This window comes from Pseudoalteromonas aliena (assembly GCF_038155085.1).
Classification (GTDB): Bacteria; Pseudomonadota; Gammaproteobacteria; order Enterobacterales; family Alteromonadaceae; genus Pseudoalteromonas; species Pseudoalteromonas aliena_A.
On record NZ_JBAKAU010000001.1, the window covers coordinates 513,454 to 532,563 of the forward strand.

General features: G+C 39.1%; 18 protein-coding genes. 9 read left to right on the forward strand and 9 right to left on the reverse strand.

The features are described from left to right. Positions 1-17 precede the first annotated feature (17 nt). Complete coding sequence (locus V6260_RS02335; protein ID WP_341592489.1) at positions 18-929, reverse strand: LysR family transcriptional regulator; 912 nt, start codon at positions 927-929, stop codon at positions 18-20. A 108-nt stretch (positions 930-1,037) separates the two neighbouring features. Here V6260_RS02335 and V6260_RS02340 point away from each other — a divergent pair, with 108 nt between their 5' ends. Further along, positions 1,038-2,210: an MFS transporter gene (locus V6260_RS02340; RefSeq protein WP_341592490.1), complete on the forward strand. Its 1,173-nt coding sequence runs from the start codon at positions 1,038-1,040 to the stop codon at positions 2,208-2,210. 24 nt (positions 2,211-2,234) lie between these two features. After that, positions 2,235-3,374 (forward strand): MFS transporter, encoded by a 1,140-nt coding sequence (locus tag V6260_RS02345; protein ID WP_341592491.1) that lies wholly within the window; start codon positions 2,235-2,237, stop codon positions 3,372-3,374. Positions 3,375-3,884: 510 nt separating this feature from the next. On the opposite strand, the gene V6260_RS02350 is transcribed toward V6260_RS02345, so the two are convergent. From V6260_RS02350 to V6260_RS02360, 3 genes are all read right to left on the reverse strand, one after another. Further along, positions 3,885-4,766, reverse strand: a complete 882-nt coding sequence (locus V6260_RS02350) for an alpha/beta hydrolase (RefSeq protein ID WP_341592492.1) — start codon at positions 4,764-4,766, stop codon at positions 3,885-3,887. A 30-nt stretch (positions 4,767-4,796) separates the two neighbouring features. Continuing rightward, positions 4,797-5,408, reverse strand: a complete 612-nt coding sequence (locus V6260_RS02355; RefSeq protein WP_341592493.1) for a MarC family protein — start codon at positions 5,406-5,408, stop codon at positions 4,797-4,799. A gap of 155 nt (positions 5,409-5,563) precedes the next feature. Then, complete coding sequence (locus tag V6260_RS02360) at positions 5,564-6,046, reverse strand: GNAT family N-acetyltransferase (RefSeq protein WP_341592494.1); 483 nt, start codon at positions 6,044-6,046, stop codon at positions 5,564-5,566. 106 nt (positions 6,047-6,152) lie between these two features. On the opposite strand from V6260_RS02360, the gene V6260_RS02365 reads away from it, so the two are divergent. Continuing rightward, positions 6,153-6,353 carry a hypothetical protein gene (locus V6260_RS02365; RefSeq protein WP_341592495.1) on the forward strand — a complete coding sequence of 67 codons (201 nt, stop codon included), beginning with the start codon at positions 6,153-6,155 and terminating at the stop codon, positions 6,351-6,353. A 58-nt stretch (positions 6,354-6,411) separates the two neighbouring features. On the opposite strand, the gene V6260_RS02370 is transcribed toward V6260_RS02365, so the two are convergent. After that, positions 6,412-6,606: a CPXCG motif-containing cysteine-rich protein gene (locus tag V6260_RS02370; protein WP_341592496.1), complete on the reverse strand. Its 195-nt coding sequence runs from the start codon at positions 6,604-6,606 to the stop codon at positions 6,412-6,414. A gap of 279 nt (positions 6,607-6,885) precedes the next feature. Here V6260_RS02370 and msrA point away from each other — a divergent pair, with 279 nt between their 5' ends. Both msrA and V6260_RS02380 read left to right on the forward strand, forming a co-directional pair. Next, the gene (gene msrA / locus V6260_RS02375) at positions 6,886-7,485 is read left to right on the forward strand and encodes a peptide-methionine (S)-S-oxide reductase MsrA (RefSeq protein WP_341592497.1); all 600 of its coding nucleotides are present in this window, start codon (positions 6,886-6,888) and stop codon (positions 7,483-7,485) included. Positions 7,486-7,712: 227 nt separating this feature from the next. Continuing rightward, positions 7,713-8,615 carry a 2OG-Fe(II) oxygenase gene (locus V6260_RS02380; RefSeq protein WP_341592580.1) on the forward strand — a complete coding sequence of 301 codons (903 nt, stop codon included), beginning with the start codon at positions 7,713-7,715 and terminating at the stop codon, positions 8,613-8,615. A gap of 74 nt (positions 8,616-8,689) precedes the next feature. On the opposite strand, the gene V6260_RS02385 is transcribed toward V6260_RS02380, so the two are convergent. The 4 genes from V6260_RS02385 to V6260_RS02400 all read right to left on the reverse strand — a co-directional run bounded on the left by V6260_RS02385 (position 8,690) and on the right by V6260_RS02400 (position 14,368). Continuing rightward, positions 8,690-10,801 carry a TonB-dependent siderophore receptor gene (locus V6260_RS02385; RefSeq protein WP_341592498.1) on the reverse strand — a complete coding sequence of 704 codons (2,112 nt, stop codon included), beginning with the start codon at positions 10,799-10,801 and terminating at the stop codon, positions 8,690-8,692. 86 nt (positions 10,802-10,887) lie between these two features. Further along, positions 10,888-12,159, reverse strand: a complete 1,272-nt coding sequence (locus V6260_RS02390; RefSeq protein WP_341592499.1) for a DUF3526 domain-containing protein — start codon at positions 12,157-12,159, stop codon at positions 10,888-10,890. After that, a complete protein-coding gene (locus V6260_RS02395) occupies positions 12,156-13,604 on the reverse strand; it encodes an ABC transporter permease (RefSeq protein WP_341592500.1) in 1,449 nt (482 codons plus the stop codon). Before V6260_RS02395 ends, V6260_RS02390 begins: the two co-directional genes overlap by 4 nt. Further along, positions 13,604-14,368, reverse strand: a complete 765-nt coding sequence (locus V6260_RS02400; RefSeq protein WP_341592581.1) for an ATP-binding cassette domain-containing protein — start codon at positions 14,366-14,368, stop codon at positions 13,604-13,606. The genes V6260_RS02395 and V6260_RS02400 overlap by 1 nt, the downstream gene beginning before the upstream one ends. 423 nt (positions 14,369-14,791) lie before the next feature. Between V6260_RS02400 and V6260_RS02405 the strand changes: the two genes are divergently transcribed. From V6260_RS02405 to V6260_RS02420, 4 genes are all read left to right on the forward strand, one after another. Next, positions 14,792-16,054 (forward strand): hypothetical protein, encoded by a 1,263-nt coding sequence (locus tag V6260_RS02405; RefSeq protein ID WP_341592501.1) that lies wholly within the window; start codon positions 14,792-14,794, stop codon positions 16,052-16,054. Continuing rightward, positions 16,054-16,494, forward strand: coding sequence for a hypothetical protein (locus V6260_RS02410; RefSeq protein WP_341592502.1), 441 nt, complete (start codon positions 16,054-16,056; stop codon positions 16,492-16,494). The genes V6260_RS02405 and V6260_RS02410 overlap by 1 nt, the downstream gene beginning before the upstream one ends. After that, positions 16,487-18,118, forward strand: a complete 1,632-nt coding sequence (locus V6260_RS02415) for a diguanylate cyclase domain-containing protein (protein ID WP_341592503.1) — start codon at positions 16,487-16,489, stop codon at positions 18,116-18,118. The genes V6260_RS02410 and V6260_RS02415 overlap by 8 nt, the downstream gene beginning before the upstream one ends. A gap of 266 nt (positions 18,119-18,384) precedes the next feature. Next, positions 18,385-19,086, forward strand: coding sequence for a metal-dependent hydrolase (locus tag V6260_RS02420; RefSeq protein ID WP_341592504.1), 702 nt, complete (start codon positions 18,385-18,387; stop codon positions 19,084-19,086). Positions 19,087-19,110: the final 24 nt, after the last annotated feature.

A 19,110-nucleotide genomic window follows, 5' to 3' on the forward strand; every position in this document is an offset into this window, starting at 1 on the left:
TTTTAACTGGGCTTTTTTTATTCCGCCATACTTTTTTCAATAGTTGGCTTAGCATTTAAGGCAATTTCAACAAATGCATTAACAGCCGCATTGGTATCTGCTTTTTTAATTTGTAATAGCATCGGAATTTGTGTGAATACGTCGCTCAGTTTTATAAAATGGCACCCTTCACTATATAATTTACGAACGCAATAAGGCGCAATTGCCACACCAAGCCCAGCAGCCACTTCGGTAACTAATGTTTGCATATGCCTAGGTTGGCTAATAATGTTCGGTGAAAAATCAGCTTGTTTGCATTGCAATATGGTTTCATCAAAAAGACCAAGTGCTTCTTCTCTATTAAAAATAATAAAGGGCTCATTTTTTAGTTTAGCTAAATCAATATTTTTATAATTTGCCAGCTCATGGTTTTGGTTAACTATGGCCACTAATGAATCTACATAAATAGTATGACTTACAAATTCATCATTAATTGAATTAGGTAAAGGCCGTGAAAAACCAACATCAATTAAATCATTTTTAAACGCATGTATTTGCTCAGTTGCAGTCATTTCAAACAGTGTAACGTGCACGCTTGGGTATCGCTGTTTATATTCTCGAACCAGTTTGGCCATAAAAGTTAAACAGGCAGAGCTTAAGTGCGCAATATTAAGTGAACCTACCTGTCCGCTGTGGGCACGTTTAACCTGAGTTTTAGCTTTATCAGCTAGAGTCAAAATAGTACGTGCATCTTTTAATAGCTGCTCACCCGCTTGAGTTATTGCAACATCGCGTGAATTTCTTATAAACAGGACAACCTCAAGCTCGCTTTCGAGCTGTGCAATATGCCTACTTATTGCAGGTTGCACTGTGTGTAACTCTTTGGCCGCTTCTGAAAAACTCTGATGCTTAGCCACGCTGACAAAACTTTTTAATGTTTTAATATCCATCACGCACCTTAAATTCATTATTTGTATAGATTCTATAAAATAATATCATTTTTGTTATAGCTAAAGAACTCATACCATAGCGATATGAGTTAACAACACTAAACAGCTATGACCAAACCCAAACAAAATCAGTCATTAAGTCGATTTATTTTATTACTAATGACCACTGCAATTGCCGCAACAGCAGCAAACTTGTACTACAACCAACCTATTTTACCGCTTATAGCTAACGAGTTTAATTTAACTGATTCGCAGCTTGGGAGTATTCCCGCGCTTACACAAGTTGGTTACGCGTTTGCGTTATTGTTTATTTCTCCTTTGGGGGACTCGATTGCTCGCAGGCGTTTAATTACAATTTTGTCGTGCTTATTAGTAGTGACTTGTAGTGCAGCAATGCTTGCACCTAACTTACCTTTATTACTTATATCGGTATTTTTAATTGGTGTAAGCGCCAATATAACGCAGCAATTAATACCCTTTGCAGCATCGCTTGTATCGAGCGAGCAAAAAGGTGCCACGTTAGGCACATTAATGATGGGCTTAACTATCGGTATTTTACTTTCAAGAACGTTAAGTGGCTTTGTAGGTGAGCAATTTGGTTGGCGAAGTGTATTTTTAATGTCGGCAGTACTCGCAGCATTATTTGGTATATTACTGCGCGTGTTTTTACCTGGCAATAAGCCACACACTAATTTGCGCTACTGGCCTCTCATTAAAAGTACCTTGGCGCTGTTTATTAAACATAAATCACTGCAGCACTTTACCTTTTCGGGCGCATCTTGGTTTGCATCATTTAACGTGCTTTGGGCAACACTTGCAATTTATGTAAGTAACGAACCATTTAACTACAACGCTCAACAAGCCGGTTTATTTGGTGTAATAGCATTGGCTGGCGTAATTGGGGCTAAGTTATCGGGTAAATGGCTCAGCAAAATAGGGTCTAAAGCTCTAATTATGATTGCACTTACGCTTGCGGCAATCGGCTTTGCTATTACAGGTTTGTTTAATGGCAGTTTAACGTCGTTAGTTATTGGCATTATTCTAATCGACTTTGCCATATTTAGTGCGCAAGTGGCTAACCAAGTACGTGTTTTTAGTATTGATCCCACTGCGCAAAGTCGCATAAATGGAATTTACATGCTGGGTTATTACATAGGTGGCGCTGTTGGCTCAATGGTTGGTGTTAAGGCATTTGCACTTTATCAATGGCCAGGCGTTGTTGCTGTGAGCATTATATTTATTTTGCTAAGTGGCATTTTTAATTCATTTGCTAAAAAGTAACCGCTTAAAATTTAAGGAGTAAAAATGGGTATGTTAAAGACAGCGGGTAGCTTTACATTACTGTGTATTGCCAGCTTAACTAGTATGGTGGGAACCCTACTTGCGCCAGGTTTAGTAAGTATTTCACAAGGATTAGGTATAACCGATAACACCGTACTTTTAATTACGTTGCCATCGTTAGGCGCTGTGGTTTTTGCGCCGCTAGCAGGAAAATTAATAGATAAATACGGAGCTTATAAACTCTTAGTAATCGGTTTATTTTTATATGGAATTGTAGGTGCCAGTGCTTACTTTTTAAAAGGCCCAACGCTTGTATTTGCTAATCGATTTTTACTCGGCAGTATAACTGCTGTGGTAATGGCAAGTTGTACGGTTTTAATTTCTGCGTGGTACACAGGCGAAGCACGCCTTGGCATGATTGCAAAACAAGGCATGGCGATAGAGTTAGGCGGTGTTATATTTTTATTTTTAGGCGGATTATTAGCGTCGCAATTTTGGGCGCTGCCATTTTCACTTTATTTTATAGCGTGGGTATTTTTGGCTATGCTTTTATTATTTGTGCCAAGTAAAAACTCACTGGCTAGTAATAGCGATAAAGTGTCAGAACATCTACACCACAAAGCTAACAATGGCCTCTCGTTAAAAAGCGTTTATGTAATTTCAACACTCGCTATGACCATATTTTTTACGTCTACTGCTTTATTACCCATTACAATGAACGAAGAAAACTTTAACGAATCTCAAATAGGCCAACTACTCGCATTTATATCTTTAGTAGCTGTCGTTACCGCAGGCTTTATGCCTAAAATAACAAAGAAGCTTGGTGAGCCCAAGGTTTTGGCATTTGCCTTCTTAGCGTTTAGTTTATCGTATATTTGTTTTACACAAGTAAGCACCCTACTTTTAATTTTAGGTGCAATATTAATTGGTACAGGCTTTGGCTTAAGCATCCCGCTTTTAAACCATATGACGGTAGAGCTCAGCAATGTGAAAGTACGCGGCCGTAACTTATCGTACTTTACGATGGCTGTATTTTCGGGTCAGTTTTTTACATCATTTATGCAGTACATACCTGGTGGTGAGAAAAACGTATTTATAATTTGTAGCGTTTCAGCATTTATAATTGCACTGGTATTATTTTTTAAACCGACCAAAGCAAAGTAGTAATAACTTAAAAAAGAGCATTTTTATAAATGCTCTTTTTTACCGAAACCTCCCTCTTTATTATTTGCAGTATTTATCCGATTATTTTTTCTCAATTTGACTCAGTGGTTAAGTTTAGCATCATACCAACACCAAGTATGATGTGTTCTTTTTATATAAAGCCACCAGCTAATTTATACTAATTACATTTAGAGTGTAAAAGACGGGGAAACTATATTGAAATTTACACTGCTTTTTGCTGTTCACAAAGGCGTAAGGCTAATTAAAAGCAGTAACAAACAGATATGTATATGCTCATAGGTACTGATTGCATTCTAACTTAATAGCGGGTAACCGTATATAAATACAGTATTTGTATTTGCTGCGCAAAAATAAATTAAACCAACTTCCCTTTGTAAGTCATTAATAATATTAAACTAAGTAAAGTGCTATAAAACTGATTCGCTATCTTAAATAGATAAAACAGTGGATACTATATATAAATACAGTATCCACTAAAACCTATCTAACCTACTTTTTAATAAACGCACTATAGCCAGCTAATGCATTAGCTACACTAAGTGGTGGATTATCTGAATGCTCAGCACCTTTGTTTATAGCGCTTTGCCACACAAGGTTATTGTTAGGGCTGGCTGTTAAAACGCTCTCTAAATTACTAAACGCTTTTAACATTAACGGATGCTCTGCCCCGCCGACCGAAATATATAAATAAGTAGGCGACTTAACTTTGTTAGCTTGAGTTGTTAAAAACGCTTCTACATTATCAACCACTGTCATGTCGTCATACCAAGCCGCGGGGCTAAATGCAAAGTAGCCATTAAACAGCTCAGGCTTTGTATGCAGTGTATAAAGTACAAAGCTTCCACCTGCCGAAAAACCACTTAATACACGGTTATTACTAAGCTTATATTTTGCCGATAAATACGGGAGTAACTCAGTTTCAACAAACGCTAAAAACTTGTCGGCTTCACCATTAGGCTCTATAAGTGTTTCATGTTCTGGGCGCGCTTGTGTATTTACATCTTGGCGAGCATAAGGAGGCACTAAATCGCGATTACGTGTATCTGTAAAAAACAAATTAGGGATAGACACCAATATAGCCTTATCCCCTTTTTCGTTCTTAGCTTGTTTTGTAAGTGCTTTATCCCATGTATCTAAATTAAAATTACCATCTGTTTTAATAATTAACGGATACGCTTTTTTAGGATTGTAATTAGCGGGTAATCTTATAAACACCTTGCGCGACTCGTTAAGCACGTTTGAGTTAATTGTTACGTCTGTATAGGCCGATACATAATGGTTGTAATAGCGTATGGCTAAAATACCGATAGCAAAAATGATTACGACTAAACTTAAATTAATAAAATAGTGTTTTGTTATTTTTATTGCCATGCGGCATTCCTTTAAATGTTTAGGAGTTATTTAATCGAGCTTAACCCATTGTTTGATTTCAAGCGCGGTCATAATAAGCTCAACCGAAAAAGCGGCTAGAATCATTCCCATCACTCGCGTTAAAATAGACGCGCCGCCAGTACCAATTAGCTTAATAATTTTACCCGAAAGCAGCAACAGTATTAATGTAATACCCAACACACCAAGTGTAACAAGCGCTGTGCCTATTTGAGTAGTAATTGGGTGTATGTGGTTATCGGTAAGTAGTATTACCGCCAAAATAGCGCCAGGAGTCGCCGTTGCAGGTATAGCAAGCGGAAACACCGCAATATCGTGATCGGGATCTTGTTTTGCTTTGTTAGAATCGTTTCCAAAAATCATTTGCAGGCCAAACAAAAACAATATAATTCCGCCCCCTAACTGAAATGACACCAACCTAATTCCCATCGCATTAAGTATTAGTTGCCCTATTAAAATAGAACCCAATAATACGCCCCCGGCATAAAGCACCGTTTTAAATGCAGTTTTACGACGTTGTTGATCAGTTAAATGAGAAGTAAGTGCAGCAAAAAGTGCCATTGTTCCTATTGGGTCTATAGTCGCCCATATTACGAGGGCATCCTGAGGTAATTTTTCTAGCATATAAAATCCTTGTTAAGCGTAAATATTTAATAAAACACGGGTAACAAATTCATTTGCTTACACTTAACTATAATAGAAAGCCGCTATATTTTGCATTTTATTTATTCAGCTTTGAGGATTGTAAAAAGCTAAGCGCTTATAATTACCGTGATAAGTTAAAGTGATTTATGCCAAACAGAATTTTCTCTTAAACTAAAACCTAACTTAATAAGTAAATTATGACAACGTGCATTATGTGCACTCACCTCGGCCGACAAATTTTTAAGCGGTATATGCTTAACTAGGGTTTCAATAAAACCGCTCACCACTTCAAACATTACACCTTTATCCCAAAAGTCGGGATGCAGTTCAAATCCTATAAATGCGCTAGTTTTACATGGCGTTAAATTATAAAGCCCACAAGTACCCATTAACATCCCAGATATATTATGTTCAATTACAACTCGAATTACTTCACCTTCGTAATATGCACTAATATCATCTTGTATTAATTGTTTGATTTGCGTTTTGCTGAGCGGTGTTTCGTAGTCGTTAAATTCTGACACATGTGGGTGGTTTAAAATATTAAATAAACACGCAGCGTGTTTGTGGGTAATTAAACGCAGCGTAACGCGTTCAAGCTTTGTGGTATTAAACATTTTATTTAAGTGGTTAGTTAAATTAGCTCTTTATGGACACGCATTATTAACTTACCATACGCCATTAACAAGCATTATCTTTAAAGCAAAAAGAGTGGATAACGTAATGAGTGACGATTTTAAAGTAATACAACCCACTACCACAGTATATTGCCCAAAGCGCGGCGAAGGTTGGACCTTAACAGGCATTACTAATATTAACGAGTTTACCTCAGTAATGTTTGACGGCACACGCTATACACTGCCAGCACGCGAAATAGTAGAAGAACTTCTTCCTAACCAGTTAGCGCGTGAGAAAAATAGCTAACCAAACACATACACAGTAAAAAGGCTGCAACTTTGCAGCCTACTATCTAATTAACGAGTTAAAACGTATCGTCTTCGCTGTAAACATTAACGTTTAGCTCGTCATCATTTTCAAATACCACAAACGAAATAGGCTTACAGCATACTTGGCAGTCTTCTATGTATTGCTCATCAATATCTGCTGCATCAAGTAATACTTCAATACTTTCTCCACAATAAGGGCAGCTTATTGTTGTTTCTGTTAACTGGTTCATTTATCACCTGCTAATTTATATCACTAATCTAATCACTTTAATGAACACGCAAGCATAATTCAACACTCTTTTAAATAGCGCTTATTTGGCTAAACTAATTAAACAATGCTGATAACTAAAAAGTGATCTAAATACCAGCTTTACGTTTATAGAACATCATAAGCACACTAGTTTGCACCATAGATAAATTAGCCAGCACTCTACAATGAAATAGTATTAGCACTAAGCGGGTCTAACTTTATAAGTATTTATAAACTCACACTACAGATGGATAATTTTATGAAAAAATCACTTACGCTTGCATTAACATCTGCCGTTATTTTGTTTAGTACATTTTCTCATGCAGAAAAAACCGAAAAAGCCGTTTTAGCTGGAGGCTGTTTTTGGTGTATGGAAAGTGACTTTGAAAAACTAGAGGGCGTAACCGATGTAATTTCGGGATTTACCGGCGGTAAACTTAAAAACCCGACATACAATGGTAATCATAAAGGCCATTACGAGGCCGTAGAAATCACTTACGATCCGGCTATAGTAAGCTATCAAGGTATACTTGATCATTACTGGGTAAATATTGATCCCTTTGATGCCAAAGGCCAATTTTGTGATAAAGGCCCTAGTTACTTAAGCGCTATATTTGTACAAAACGACGAACAACGTAAATTAGCCGAAAAAACAAAAGCTGCAGTAGTTGCCGAGTTCCCTAATCAAACTGTGGTTACACCTATACTAAACGCAAGCACCTTTTACCCTATAAAAGGGAGGGAAAGCTTCCATCAAGATTATTACAAAAACAACCCAATCCGATACAACACCTATCGTTGGCGTTGTGGTCGTGACAGCCGCTTAGAAGAAATTTGGGGCGACAGAGCAACTCACTAGTATTTATTAAGTAACTTAAATTACACCAACAAAAGGCTGCATATTGTGCAGCCTTTTGCTTATCTACAAAACTAGCTATCTCTGCTTTAAATAAGTATACAAACCTTCATTATCAATAAATAGTATATTCTGTTTCCTAAAGCAGGCTGTTTATCTACTAAATCAAATGTAATAAATTGCACTCCTAGATTGATATAAACAAAATTCAACAACTGGAGTTACACAAAATATTTAACAACCAATTACAACTAGCGCGTGCTCTAGAGCTACCAACACGACAAGCCATGCTTTACCGTGAACCAGCAGTACAAGACTTTTGGATAAACAACACCGACCTAATTACAAACGCGTGGAGCGAATGGGAAGCAACATCAATAGATAGCTCAACGTTCACGCTTGACGACACACTACTTGATAAAAACCTGCGTGAAGCAGTAAAGCAAGCATGGGACGATCCATCCAAAGAGCTTGCCGTAAAAGCGTTATTACACGAAGTAGCCCCTGATGTGTTTCAATTTCAATTTTTTGATCCTCAGCGCCTCGCAGTATTACGCGGATATTTAGAACAAGTATGGAATTCGCAAATTCCTATGCGCCCGCCGTACGGCATAGTGTTAAATCGCCGTGGCGCCATGCTTGATAGCCGCTCAGAAGGTTATTTAGCCGCGCCAAGCTTTCAAGCATTCTATAACGAAATACTAAACACTTATATGCGCCCTATTTCGCGTATGCTGTTCCCTGAGGTTATGGGGTTTGATACTCAAACATTTGGTTTTTCAATTTATTATGAGCCAAATACAGATTCGTCAATTCGACCACATACCGACGCATCAGCTGTAACGCTTAACATTAACTTAAACTTACCAGGCGAAGAGTTTACAGGGTCAGAAGACCCGTACACAGGCGACATAAAATCACTTACCTTTCAGCCGGGTACTGCCATGTTACATCGAGGCAATATTGCACAGGCAGCCAAACCTATTACCAGTGGCGAGCGAACTAACTTTGTCTTGTGGTTGTATGGGGAGCGCGGTCGATTACCAGCACAAGGTGCACCACGCATTCCTGTTGATGCTAAACAGCGCTGGAGTAACCCTAACAAGCCAAATGATGGCTATGCACCGTTTTAAGTACGTATTTTAGAGGTTTTAAAAACAAAAGGCTGCCTAATTTAAGCAGCCTTTTTGAGTTTTAGATTAACAGTTTAAAATTTATATGATGCAGAAAACTTAACGTTTCTAGGTGTACCAGGTTGTACCCATGCATCAGCAAACGAGTTTGTGTAATACGTTTCATCAAACACGTTATTTACCTCAGCCGTAATATCAATCGCGTCTGTTACATCGTAATTTACAAAAGCACGCGCGGTTGTGTAACTTGGTAGTTCAAAGTCGGTACCAAAAAAACCATTACGCTTACCAACATGTATTAAACCACCACCAAATTTTATAGCTTTACCGTATAAAGCGGCCGATTTAACCAATTGCAAGCTAAGCTGTTGCTCTGGTATGTTTAATAACGAGCTACCCGCCTCTACTGTGTAACCAAAGTTGGCATCAAAAAATGAGTTTTCGATTGTTGCATCAGTATAAGCATACGACGCCCACACTTCTAATGTATCAGTAAGCTCACCTGTAATATCAATCTCTATTCCTTTACTTTGTGCTTCACCAATAGCTGCGTAAGTAAACGCAGTTGCATCGTCTACAACAAGCATGTTGTCTTGCTCTACTTTAAACACAGCAACAGTACCAAATAAGGCGCCATCGTTTAGCGTAAATTTAACACCCACCTCAGCAGATGTAGACTGGTTTGGCTCAAAACCATCACCATTAGCATCAGCGCCCGAAAGCGGACGGAAGTTTTCGCCATAAGCTCCATAAACAGATACATAATCGCTTGCTTCATACACCACACCAAACTGCGGACTCACACGTGACTCAGTTTGTTTAGTGTTGGTGTTGGCTAAGCGGTTATTTAAGCGCTGCTCATAATCATCAAAACGTGCACCAATGCGAATATCTAACTTATCGGTAATGCTTATTTGGTCTTGAATGAATACCCCTACCGACTCTTGAATTTCTACTCGGTCAGTATTAGCTGTTGGCGTTGGTAATTCGTACGCGCCGTAAACAGGGTTAAATACATTAATATATTGATCACCACGTACACGTAAAATTACTTGATCGTTTTCAAATTTATCGGCATCAACACCCATAATTAAACGGTGCTCAAACCCGCCCAGCTCAAGATTACCACTTACCTCAGTTCTAAATACTTGGTATTTTGCATCAAAATCGCGGTAGCGTCTAAAGCGATTTACTTCACCGTCAATCACGCCATCAAAGCCGGTTTCGGTTGCAAAGCCCTCCATAGAGGTATCACGATAGTTTGCACCAAATAAAATGCTCCAGTTATCATCAAAGTCATGAATGTACTCTAACTGATGCCCTAGTACATCGGCTTCAATTGGGCCGTCGCCCGGCTCACCTAAAAAGCGACTTTCAGGAATTAAACCAAGTTCGCCATCTATAGCTAAAACGCCTCTATCAAATGGGACTTCTTGATCGGAGTATTCAAGCTCATATATTAGCTGGCTGCTGTCGTTTATATTCCACACTATTGATGGGCTAAAGCCTTGCTTAGTGGTTTCTATGGTATCTCTAAAGCTTTCGGCGTCTTCGTAAAAACCAACCAGTCTAATTGCTACGTCGTCGTTAAGCGGCGTTGTGTAATCAACATCGGCGCGATAAGTATCAAAACTACCTACAGTAAGCTTAATTTCACCTGCGGTATCGAACGTTGGGCGTTTAGTAACTAAGTTTACTGTACCACCTGGTTCACCACGGCCAAATAACGCCGCGCGTGGGCCTTTTAAAACCTCAACCGATTCAATACCAGATAAGTCACGCGAGCCACCAAAACCACGCCCAGCATTAAAGCCATTTACTAAGTAGTTACTAGGTAGGTTTTCATCACCTACAAAACCACGTAATGCAAAGCTATTCCAAAGCCCACCAAAGTTATTTTGGCGCGCAACAGAGGCTGATAAATCAAGTGCTTGATCAAGGCTTACTGCACCAGCGTTTTCGAGGGCTTCTAAATCTATTTTAAGCTCCGATTGCGGTGTTTCTAAAGGGCTAAAGTTACCTTGGTAAGCTTGCCGAGTTGCAACAACAGTTACTTTTTCAATTGCGTCATCCGTTACGCTTTTAACTTGCTGCTTTTGCTCAGCGGCCATAATCTGACTGCTAAACAAACTTACTAAACAAGCACTTAAATAGGTGAGCTTATGCCCTTTTGTATTGGTTTTCATGTTTTACCTTGTGAGTAATGTACGTATTTTATAGTTGTGTTTTAAATATGTTATTGCGCTAAACAGCTATGTTTAGCGCTGTATTTTTATTTGCTAGTTTGCGTGGTGCTTTCAAAGCGTGGCATGTTTTCAAGGGCTGCTTTAGTTGGGTCGCCTTTGTAAAATAACCACGGATAATAAAACTCGCGTAATTGTTGATGGTAATCTCTAATTTGCTGCTCGTAGTTATAAGCGGCCACCGAGTCGGTATTAGCTACACGCGTTAGGCTACGTTGTAATAAAAGCGGTGGCGACAACCAAGATACAGTGCCCGCTAGCTCATATTTTTTAGCGGCTGCATCGCGGTAGGCTTGTGAAAGTTCTGCCGCTTTCAAGTCCCCCATTTGCTGAAATGCGTAATACCATTTCCATTCAAATTCACTGCTCATATCAACGTAAGACGCAAGTGCTGGGTACTCTTTAATAAAAGCATTCATGGTGGTTGATTTAGGTAAATCCCACGCTCCGTTTACCGCTTCACGCTGGGTAAGCACAATGTCGCCACCATTAGGAGAGTGCACCGCTTTATTAATAGCAAGGTCGCCTAAAATAGGAATAATAAAAGCAAATAACACCCACAAACCAATTAAGCTTGAAGCAACACGCGGCGCACTGGTTGCATTTTTACCTAGCCACACACTAAGCACCGCCCAAAATGCAAGGTATGCAATACATAAAAGCGATACATACGCCACTTCAAAGGCGCTTGCTCCTGCTATAAAAGCACCCACAAAAAATGGCAGCATTAAGCACACTATTACCGCTACAAATCTCACGGTTATACGTACGCCCCATAAAGCAAAGTAAGACTTAGCTGTAGTGACTAATAGATCATGCCTGCCGCTTGTGCGCTCGCTTGCAAATAAATCATGAAACAGCAAAATAATAATCAGTGGCGCTAGCGCACTAATTACAAACACAAAGCCTATTTTTCCGGCTTGAGCTAGCTCAGCATTTTGTGCATCGCTTTCGTAAATTTGCCCCTCCAGCGCCAACAAATTAATGCGGTGCTTCCACGGGAAAATATCGCGCTCACCTAATGCAGCAAATGCAAGGTTAGATGGCTGAGAATACGTTAAATGAAAGCTGTAATACGCTAGCATGCCCGCATCGTTTTGCTTTTGTTGCACGTTAGCGCGGTCGCTTTGATCTGCTACTTTTAAACGCTCAATAGTTTGCTGCTGTTCGCTTACTTCGCTTAGCCCGCTGTAAATAGCAAAACCAGATAAAACAAGGCTACAAAGCAGTAACACCACTACGTATTTTTGGCGCAATAAAAAGCCCCATTCACGCGTAAATTGCTTAATTAAATAGTTCATGACAAACGCTTCCCTACAAATTTAATACCGCCTACTAGCACTGCTATCCACAGCAATAATTGTAAAAAAGCAGGTACACTTCTTTGTGCGCGAATATTTGCGCTATCTACAGTAAAGTTAAACTCTTGAAGAATTTGCCAATTATCAGCGCTTACGCGTGCTTTTTGAGTCGCTGCGGCATTGGCATTGCGGTTCATGTCGTCTTGGTAGTTAAGTTTTTCAATGTGAACTTTATTAAGCCCTTGCACAAAATCAAAACGTAGTTGCTCGGTTTCGCGTAAAAAGCGATGGTGTGTTTCTATACTTGTACCCACCACAATCATAGAGAGCGAGCGAATAGCCACCATAGGTGAAAGCCAACCAAAATAACGCGACACTTGTGTTTGTTTAAGCTCAGCTTGCATACGCTGTTCGGCAAATTGGTTTAGTACATCGGTTTGTTTTGCCTCTGACTCACTTGCCACTAACCCTCTAAAGTTTACTGGCAGCTCATCAATGCTATTTACGTTGTACTTTTCAAGGAGTGATTGTTTAAATTGCTTAAATGCAGGATCGTTCGTGTTGTGGCCATCGCCTAGTTTTCTAAGCTCAGCTTTAACTGCAAAGTCGGTTTCTATTTTGCCCGTTGATGGTACAGCTGTTGATGCACTCGTACTTGCAACACGCGGCATAACAATACACAGTAAAATCCACATAAACGCAAGTGCCGTAAAGCTACCACTATTTTTACTAAACACACTCGATGCTAATAAAATGAGTAATACCCACACGGTTAAATATAAAGCGTAACCTATAACAAAGCTTGTAACTGCTAGCAAGCTTTCGCCCGAAGATACCGTAAATAAAGCCGATACTGCGAGTGGCGCAATAATTAAGCCCACAACAGAAAGTAGCGCTAAACCTTTACCGACTATTAATGTAATACCCGATGTGCCTTGCGCTAATAAGTATGAAAGCGTTTGCGATTCGCGCTCACGACTAATAGAGCTGTAACCAATTAATATAAGAAGTAACGGCGCTAATGTTTGCACAATAAAAGCAGGCGTTAAACTACCTAATTTGGTAAGTGCTGTACCTTGTCGTTGATCGGCAAACATTGCACTATTTTGCCTATGTCCTTCTAAAAATATTGAGTTACCTGTGTAAGCGTCAATACCTGGGTCGAGCGTGCTCAGTGGCGATGGCGTTCTAAATGCATAGTGCCCATAGTGCACCATTCTGTGCGGGTGACGATCAGGCTGATCAACAAAGCTTTGCTCAGCATTTGATTGAAGTTCATGGCGAGCATGGCTAAGTTCATGCATCGTAATGGCGGTAACCACTACCGATGAAAGCGTTAGCAATAAACCAATAGCCAGCACAGTCATTGCTAGTTTTGAGCGTAGCCAATAGCGCCATTCATCTTTGGCGACTATAACCACTTTTGAAAAGTTATGTATGCTCATTACGCGCCTCTTTGCGCAAAGGCTGCATGCACTTGTTCGGTATCTATACGGCCGTTTTCGGGCGCCTCAAATTCGCCCACCAGCTCACCCGCTCTTAGTAAACCAATTCGGTTTGCTACTTGGCAGGCGCCATAAACATCGTGTGTAACCATTAAAATAGTCGCGCCTGATAATGCAAGCTCACGTACTAACTGGTTAAACTCATCAATGGCAACAGGATCGAGGCCTGATGTAGGCTCATCAAGTAAAAATATCGGTGCTTCACGTAAAATAGCTAATGCAATCGCGGTTTTTTGCCTCATGCCTTTAGAGTATGTTTGCATAGGGCGCTCCCACGCCCCTTTTTGCAAAGCAACACGGTTAAACGCGGCGTTAATCTGCTCGTCTGTTTTATTAATATCAGCAAGTGATAAAAAATATTCTACGTTTTCGCGTGCTGTTAAATGCGGGTACAACGTTGCAGACTCTGGTAAGTACGCCGTTTTACCACGAACAAAGTCAAGTGCTTTACTCACCTCTTTGCCAGCTACTCGTACCGAGCCCTGCGTTGGTTTATTAAAGCCAAGTAACGTTTTTAACGTGGTTGATTTACCCGCGCCATTACCGCCAAGTAATGCGTAAATTTCGCCTGAGTCCACATTAAAGCTTAAGTTTTTTAATATAGCGTTGTTTTTAATACTAAAACTAAGCGAGTCCACTTCAATAATGGCTTTATAATTCGCACTATTATTGTCATTTTTTTGATTATTTGATTGTTCTGCAATTGTAGAATCATTATTAGATGTGTGGTTAACCGGTTGGTGTGTTGTCACATTCAAGCTCTTTCATGAATTAGAATGCGGCGAATGTTATACTATATCAATATTTAAATGCAACAATATAACGTTCGAATCATTAACAAACGATATAAAGTTCTATCTGTAATTTACAAAGGCTATTGTAGATTGGTTTACTGCGCATTTTATATATACAGCTAACTAATTTGTATTTACTTAACTACTGGTATCAATTACGTTTTATAAATAATTTATCGTTAAACAATCAAAATTTTGCGCTAATGCTAAATAATGTAATTTTCTTAAATTCATCATTCTTACGGGTTTAGTTAAAGACCATGTTGATGAAGTTGGTAATTTAATAAATTGTGCTATCTTTTTATTATCTACATTATAAAAATACGGGCTAACATGTTGTTCCGAGGTACAATTGCCATAGCAATATTGGCAATCTCTGCTGCTAATAAAACCTATGCAAACGACATAGACGTACAATTTAGCGGTTTTGCATCCTTAACACTCAGCTACACGGACGATTCAGATATTGGCTTTGCATCGAGTTACTCAAATGTCAACGAATCTGGTTTTTCAGCAAAACGAGATTCAATTTTAGGTGGGCAGGCTAATATATCATTGGCCAAAAATTGGGACTCTGTGGTTCAAGTAGTCTTTCAAGATCATGCCTTTAAAAGTTTTGATAACTTTTTAGAGCTCGCCTTTGTGCGTTATCGCCCCTCGCGCCATTGGGCTGTTCGTGCAGGTAGATTAAATAGCGATCTTTATTTACTATCTGAATACCCTTACGTAGGATATGCCTATTTATGGGTACGCCCGCCGCATTCATACTACTCGTTTGCAAACATTGCAGGAAACTTTGATGGTGTAGATGTTGAATACAGCAAAGCCATTAACGACGGTTTTTTACGTTTTAAACTTGCTTATGGGAGTACAACAGCCAAGCTACAAGCCTATAATGATGACTTCTTTATTGATTTTGAAAACTTAACAACTTTTAGCGCAACCTACTCTTTAGATGCATGGACTATGCGTTTTTCATTATCAAAATCAGACTTTGGAGATTATAAGTCAACTGTTTTAGATGAGTATTTAGCCGCACTGGATGCCATACCACAAAGTTTGTGGCCGCAAGCACAAAAAATATCAGGCAAATTTAACACCAAAGACAACAGTATAGAATACGCTGCGTTTGGGCTTACTTACGATCACAATAATTGGCTAATCCAATCTGAGGTGGGTATTTCAGAATCCGATTGGATAGTTGCTCCGTCAGTTCTTAGTGGCTACATTAGTGCAGGTTACCGAGTAGATAATGCAATATTTTACACCGGTTTCTCAGCGGCTAAACACCGCCATGATGTTATAAAAGTAGACTTCCCTACTTTTGCGCCGAGTACTCCCGAACAATTTACAGTGCCAATACAACAGCTCGCAGTTGCCAGTCAGTCTGCTTTTAAAATTACCAATGTTCACCAGCACTCAATTAACGTAGGTGTAAAATGGCAACTGTCTGAGCGCGTAGCATTAAAAGCCCAGTTAGACCGCTTTGATATAAAGCCTCAAGGCGCCGGCTTATGGAGTCTTAGTAACCCTTCCGATGTTGATGAGGGTCACAAAGTACATATACTTAGTCTAAATGCTAGTATGGTGTTTTAATGATAGGCCCTCGCACCCTATTTATAAACGCATTGCTGCCCTTATGCCTGCTTGTTGTGAGCTTTTATGCTAAATCGACAGAGTTTGTTGTAGTGGTAAATAAAAGCAATGCAATTAACACATTATCAAAACGAGAAATTATTGATATTTACATGGGCCGCTATTTAACCTTCCCTGATGGTGAGACCTCAAAACCGCTTGATTTGCCCGCGCAATCAACATTAAAAAACGACTTTTACTTAAAACTGGTTAATAAAGACGAGCAAAAAATAAATGCGTATTGGGCAAGGCTTTTATTTTCAGGGCGCGCAAAGCCACCCACGCCTTCAACATCGGTAGAAGACGCAATAAATAAAATTGCATCATCACAATTTGCAATTGGCTACATACCGCTATCGCAAGTTACAGATGCAGTAAAAGTGGTATACACATTTGATTAAAATTATTAGCCAAAAACTCTATATACGCGTCGCTATATCAATTGCGTTAGTTGCTATTGTTGTATCTTTAGTCTCGTCAACGCTGTCATATTATTCAGGCTTTAAAGAAAAGAAAAACACCAACTACTTACTCGTTCAACAATTAGCGCAAACAATGGAAAAAACAGCCGCCATAGCTGCTTATTTAAATGATAAAGAATTAAGCCAAGAAATAATCAACGGCCTACTAAGTAACGATCTAGTACAAGGCGCAAGCCTAGAAGGTGAAGCAAACGCAAAAGGCGACATTGCACTATTTATTGCCAATGGCACTATTAATAAACAAAAAGAAGCGGTTTTAGTTAAGCTTGTGCACCCTTTTTTAGATGACACCTATATAGGTGCGTTATCAATATACCCCAACGATAAATTTTTACAGCAACAAGCACAGGCAGCGCTTAAAAAAGAATTCATCTTAATGCTGATTCAATCCATTGTTATCGCATTTTTTGTATCGCTGGTAGTTCAGCGTTGGCTTACACAACCTATTCAAAAACTGACCGACAGCTTTGCTAAAATAAACCCAAGCGAGCCAGAAACCCTTAACATGCTAACCTTTAAGCAAGGCAAGCGGGACGAAATAAGCCGTTTAACGCACGGTATAAATGCCTTAATGCACGAGCTACATTTAACTATTAGTAATGAACAAACACTGCGTAAAAAAACTCAAGAGCTAGAAGCTAAATTTAGACTTATTTTTGAACAAGCCAGCGCAGGTATTTGTTTACTCGATAGCAAAAATATTATCACCACCTTTAACCCTGCATTTAAACATTACTTTACCGTTCCTGGTGAAAAAGAGTTACCAACCTTGCATTTTCCTGAGTTACTAAGCAATGTAGACGAATTACAAAGCCTACTAGACGATATTCGCTCTGCTAAAAACCCACCACAAACCACCTTAGATGTAGAGTGTAAAGTTGGCTATAAAACGGTATGGTTTCATTGCTTATTTGTAAGATTAACAGACCAAAGAGAAACCAACCGAAACTCACAACAAGAGCAACTAGTAGAAGTAATTTTACACGATGTAACCGAGCGCGCCGAACGTGAATTTCAAACCCGCTTTGAAGCCGATCACGACCCGCTCACCGGCCTACTAAACCGACGCGCAGGCGAAAAACGCCTTAAAAAAGCACTGCGTGAATGCATTAAACATAATGAACATTTAGTCCTTATGATGATTGATTTAGATAAGTTTAAACCCATTAACGACACTTATGGCCACGAAGCCGGCGACAAAGTTCTAATTGAAATAGCACATAGATTTAAAACACTTTTTCATGAAAAAAACGACATATGTATCCGCCTAGGCGGTGACGAATTTATTGTTGCGCAGCAAATTAAAACCTACGATAAAACGGCAACACAACAAAAAGCGAACGCCTTACTCAATGAGTTAAAACACGATATTAATATTGCGCAACATAAAACATGTGCAGTAGGTGCAAGCATAGGTATTGCTGTGTCCCCAAATGATGGCAACGAACTAGTTACGTTAATGCTAAACGCAGACAACATGCTATACCACATTAAAGAAACTGGCCGAGGGCAAATTGCATTTTACGATGAGTTTAAAAAGTAAAAGGTATAAGTAGTAAAGTAGTTCAATAAGTACTTAAATAGCCATACGCAGCTAATGCACTTTACCATTTAAAGTTTTTAAATACATAGCTAGTAGTAATAAATAGCCAAAGTTATTAGTTTGCCAATGCAAACATTAAGCTGATGTAATAAACCACGATTAATTAAAGTAATAAAAACATATTTTAAGCCCAACCTCTAAAGTACATTGAACTATTAAGTTTTTGATTGCTAGAATGCCAACCTATTTTTCTATCAAGAGATACAATGGCAAATTTCAATACTCATCTTAATACTGCAGTCATCGTCACCGGTTTAGGTTCAGCCACTTTATTATCTGCAGGCCATATTGATTTAAACGGCGCGCTTTGGTTATGGTTTTTAGGCTCAATTGGCGGCTTATTACCCGACATAGATTCAGATAACTCCACATCACTCGATACTATTTTTAACTTATTTGCACTCAGCGCTGTATTACTGGTACTGCATTACATCACCACCGAGCTCATTATTGAAATTAGCTTTATAGAGTTAATAGTAGTGCCGCTATTGGTTTACGGACTTATGAAATATATTATTAGACCCATTTTTGAATTGGTCACAGTACATAGAGGCAGTTGTCACTCTTTACTGTTTATACTGTTATGCGCGCTTTTAGCTACTCAAGTAACATGGCGGCTGAATGACCAATCAACTACACAATCAGCAGTCTTTGCCTGGTTAACGGGTGGGTTTATTTTACTTGGCGGGTTAGTTCATTTATTACTTGATGAAATTTACAGTGTAGATTTAAGTAATGTCACCATTAAACGCTCTTTCGGCACTGCGCTAAAAATAGCCGATTTCGATAATAAATTAATTACGTTGGCTTCAATTATTACCATCGCAGGTTTAATCTACGTTGCCCCTCCCACAGAACAAACTATTACAGCGTTAAGTGACTGGTCTCATTTTACGTTTTTATCTTAACGTTTTAAATATTAAACCGTTTCC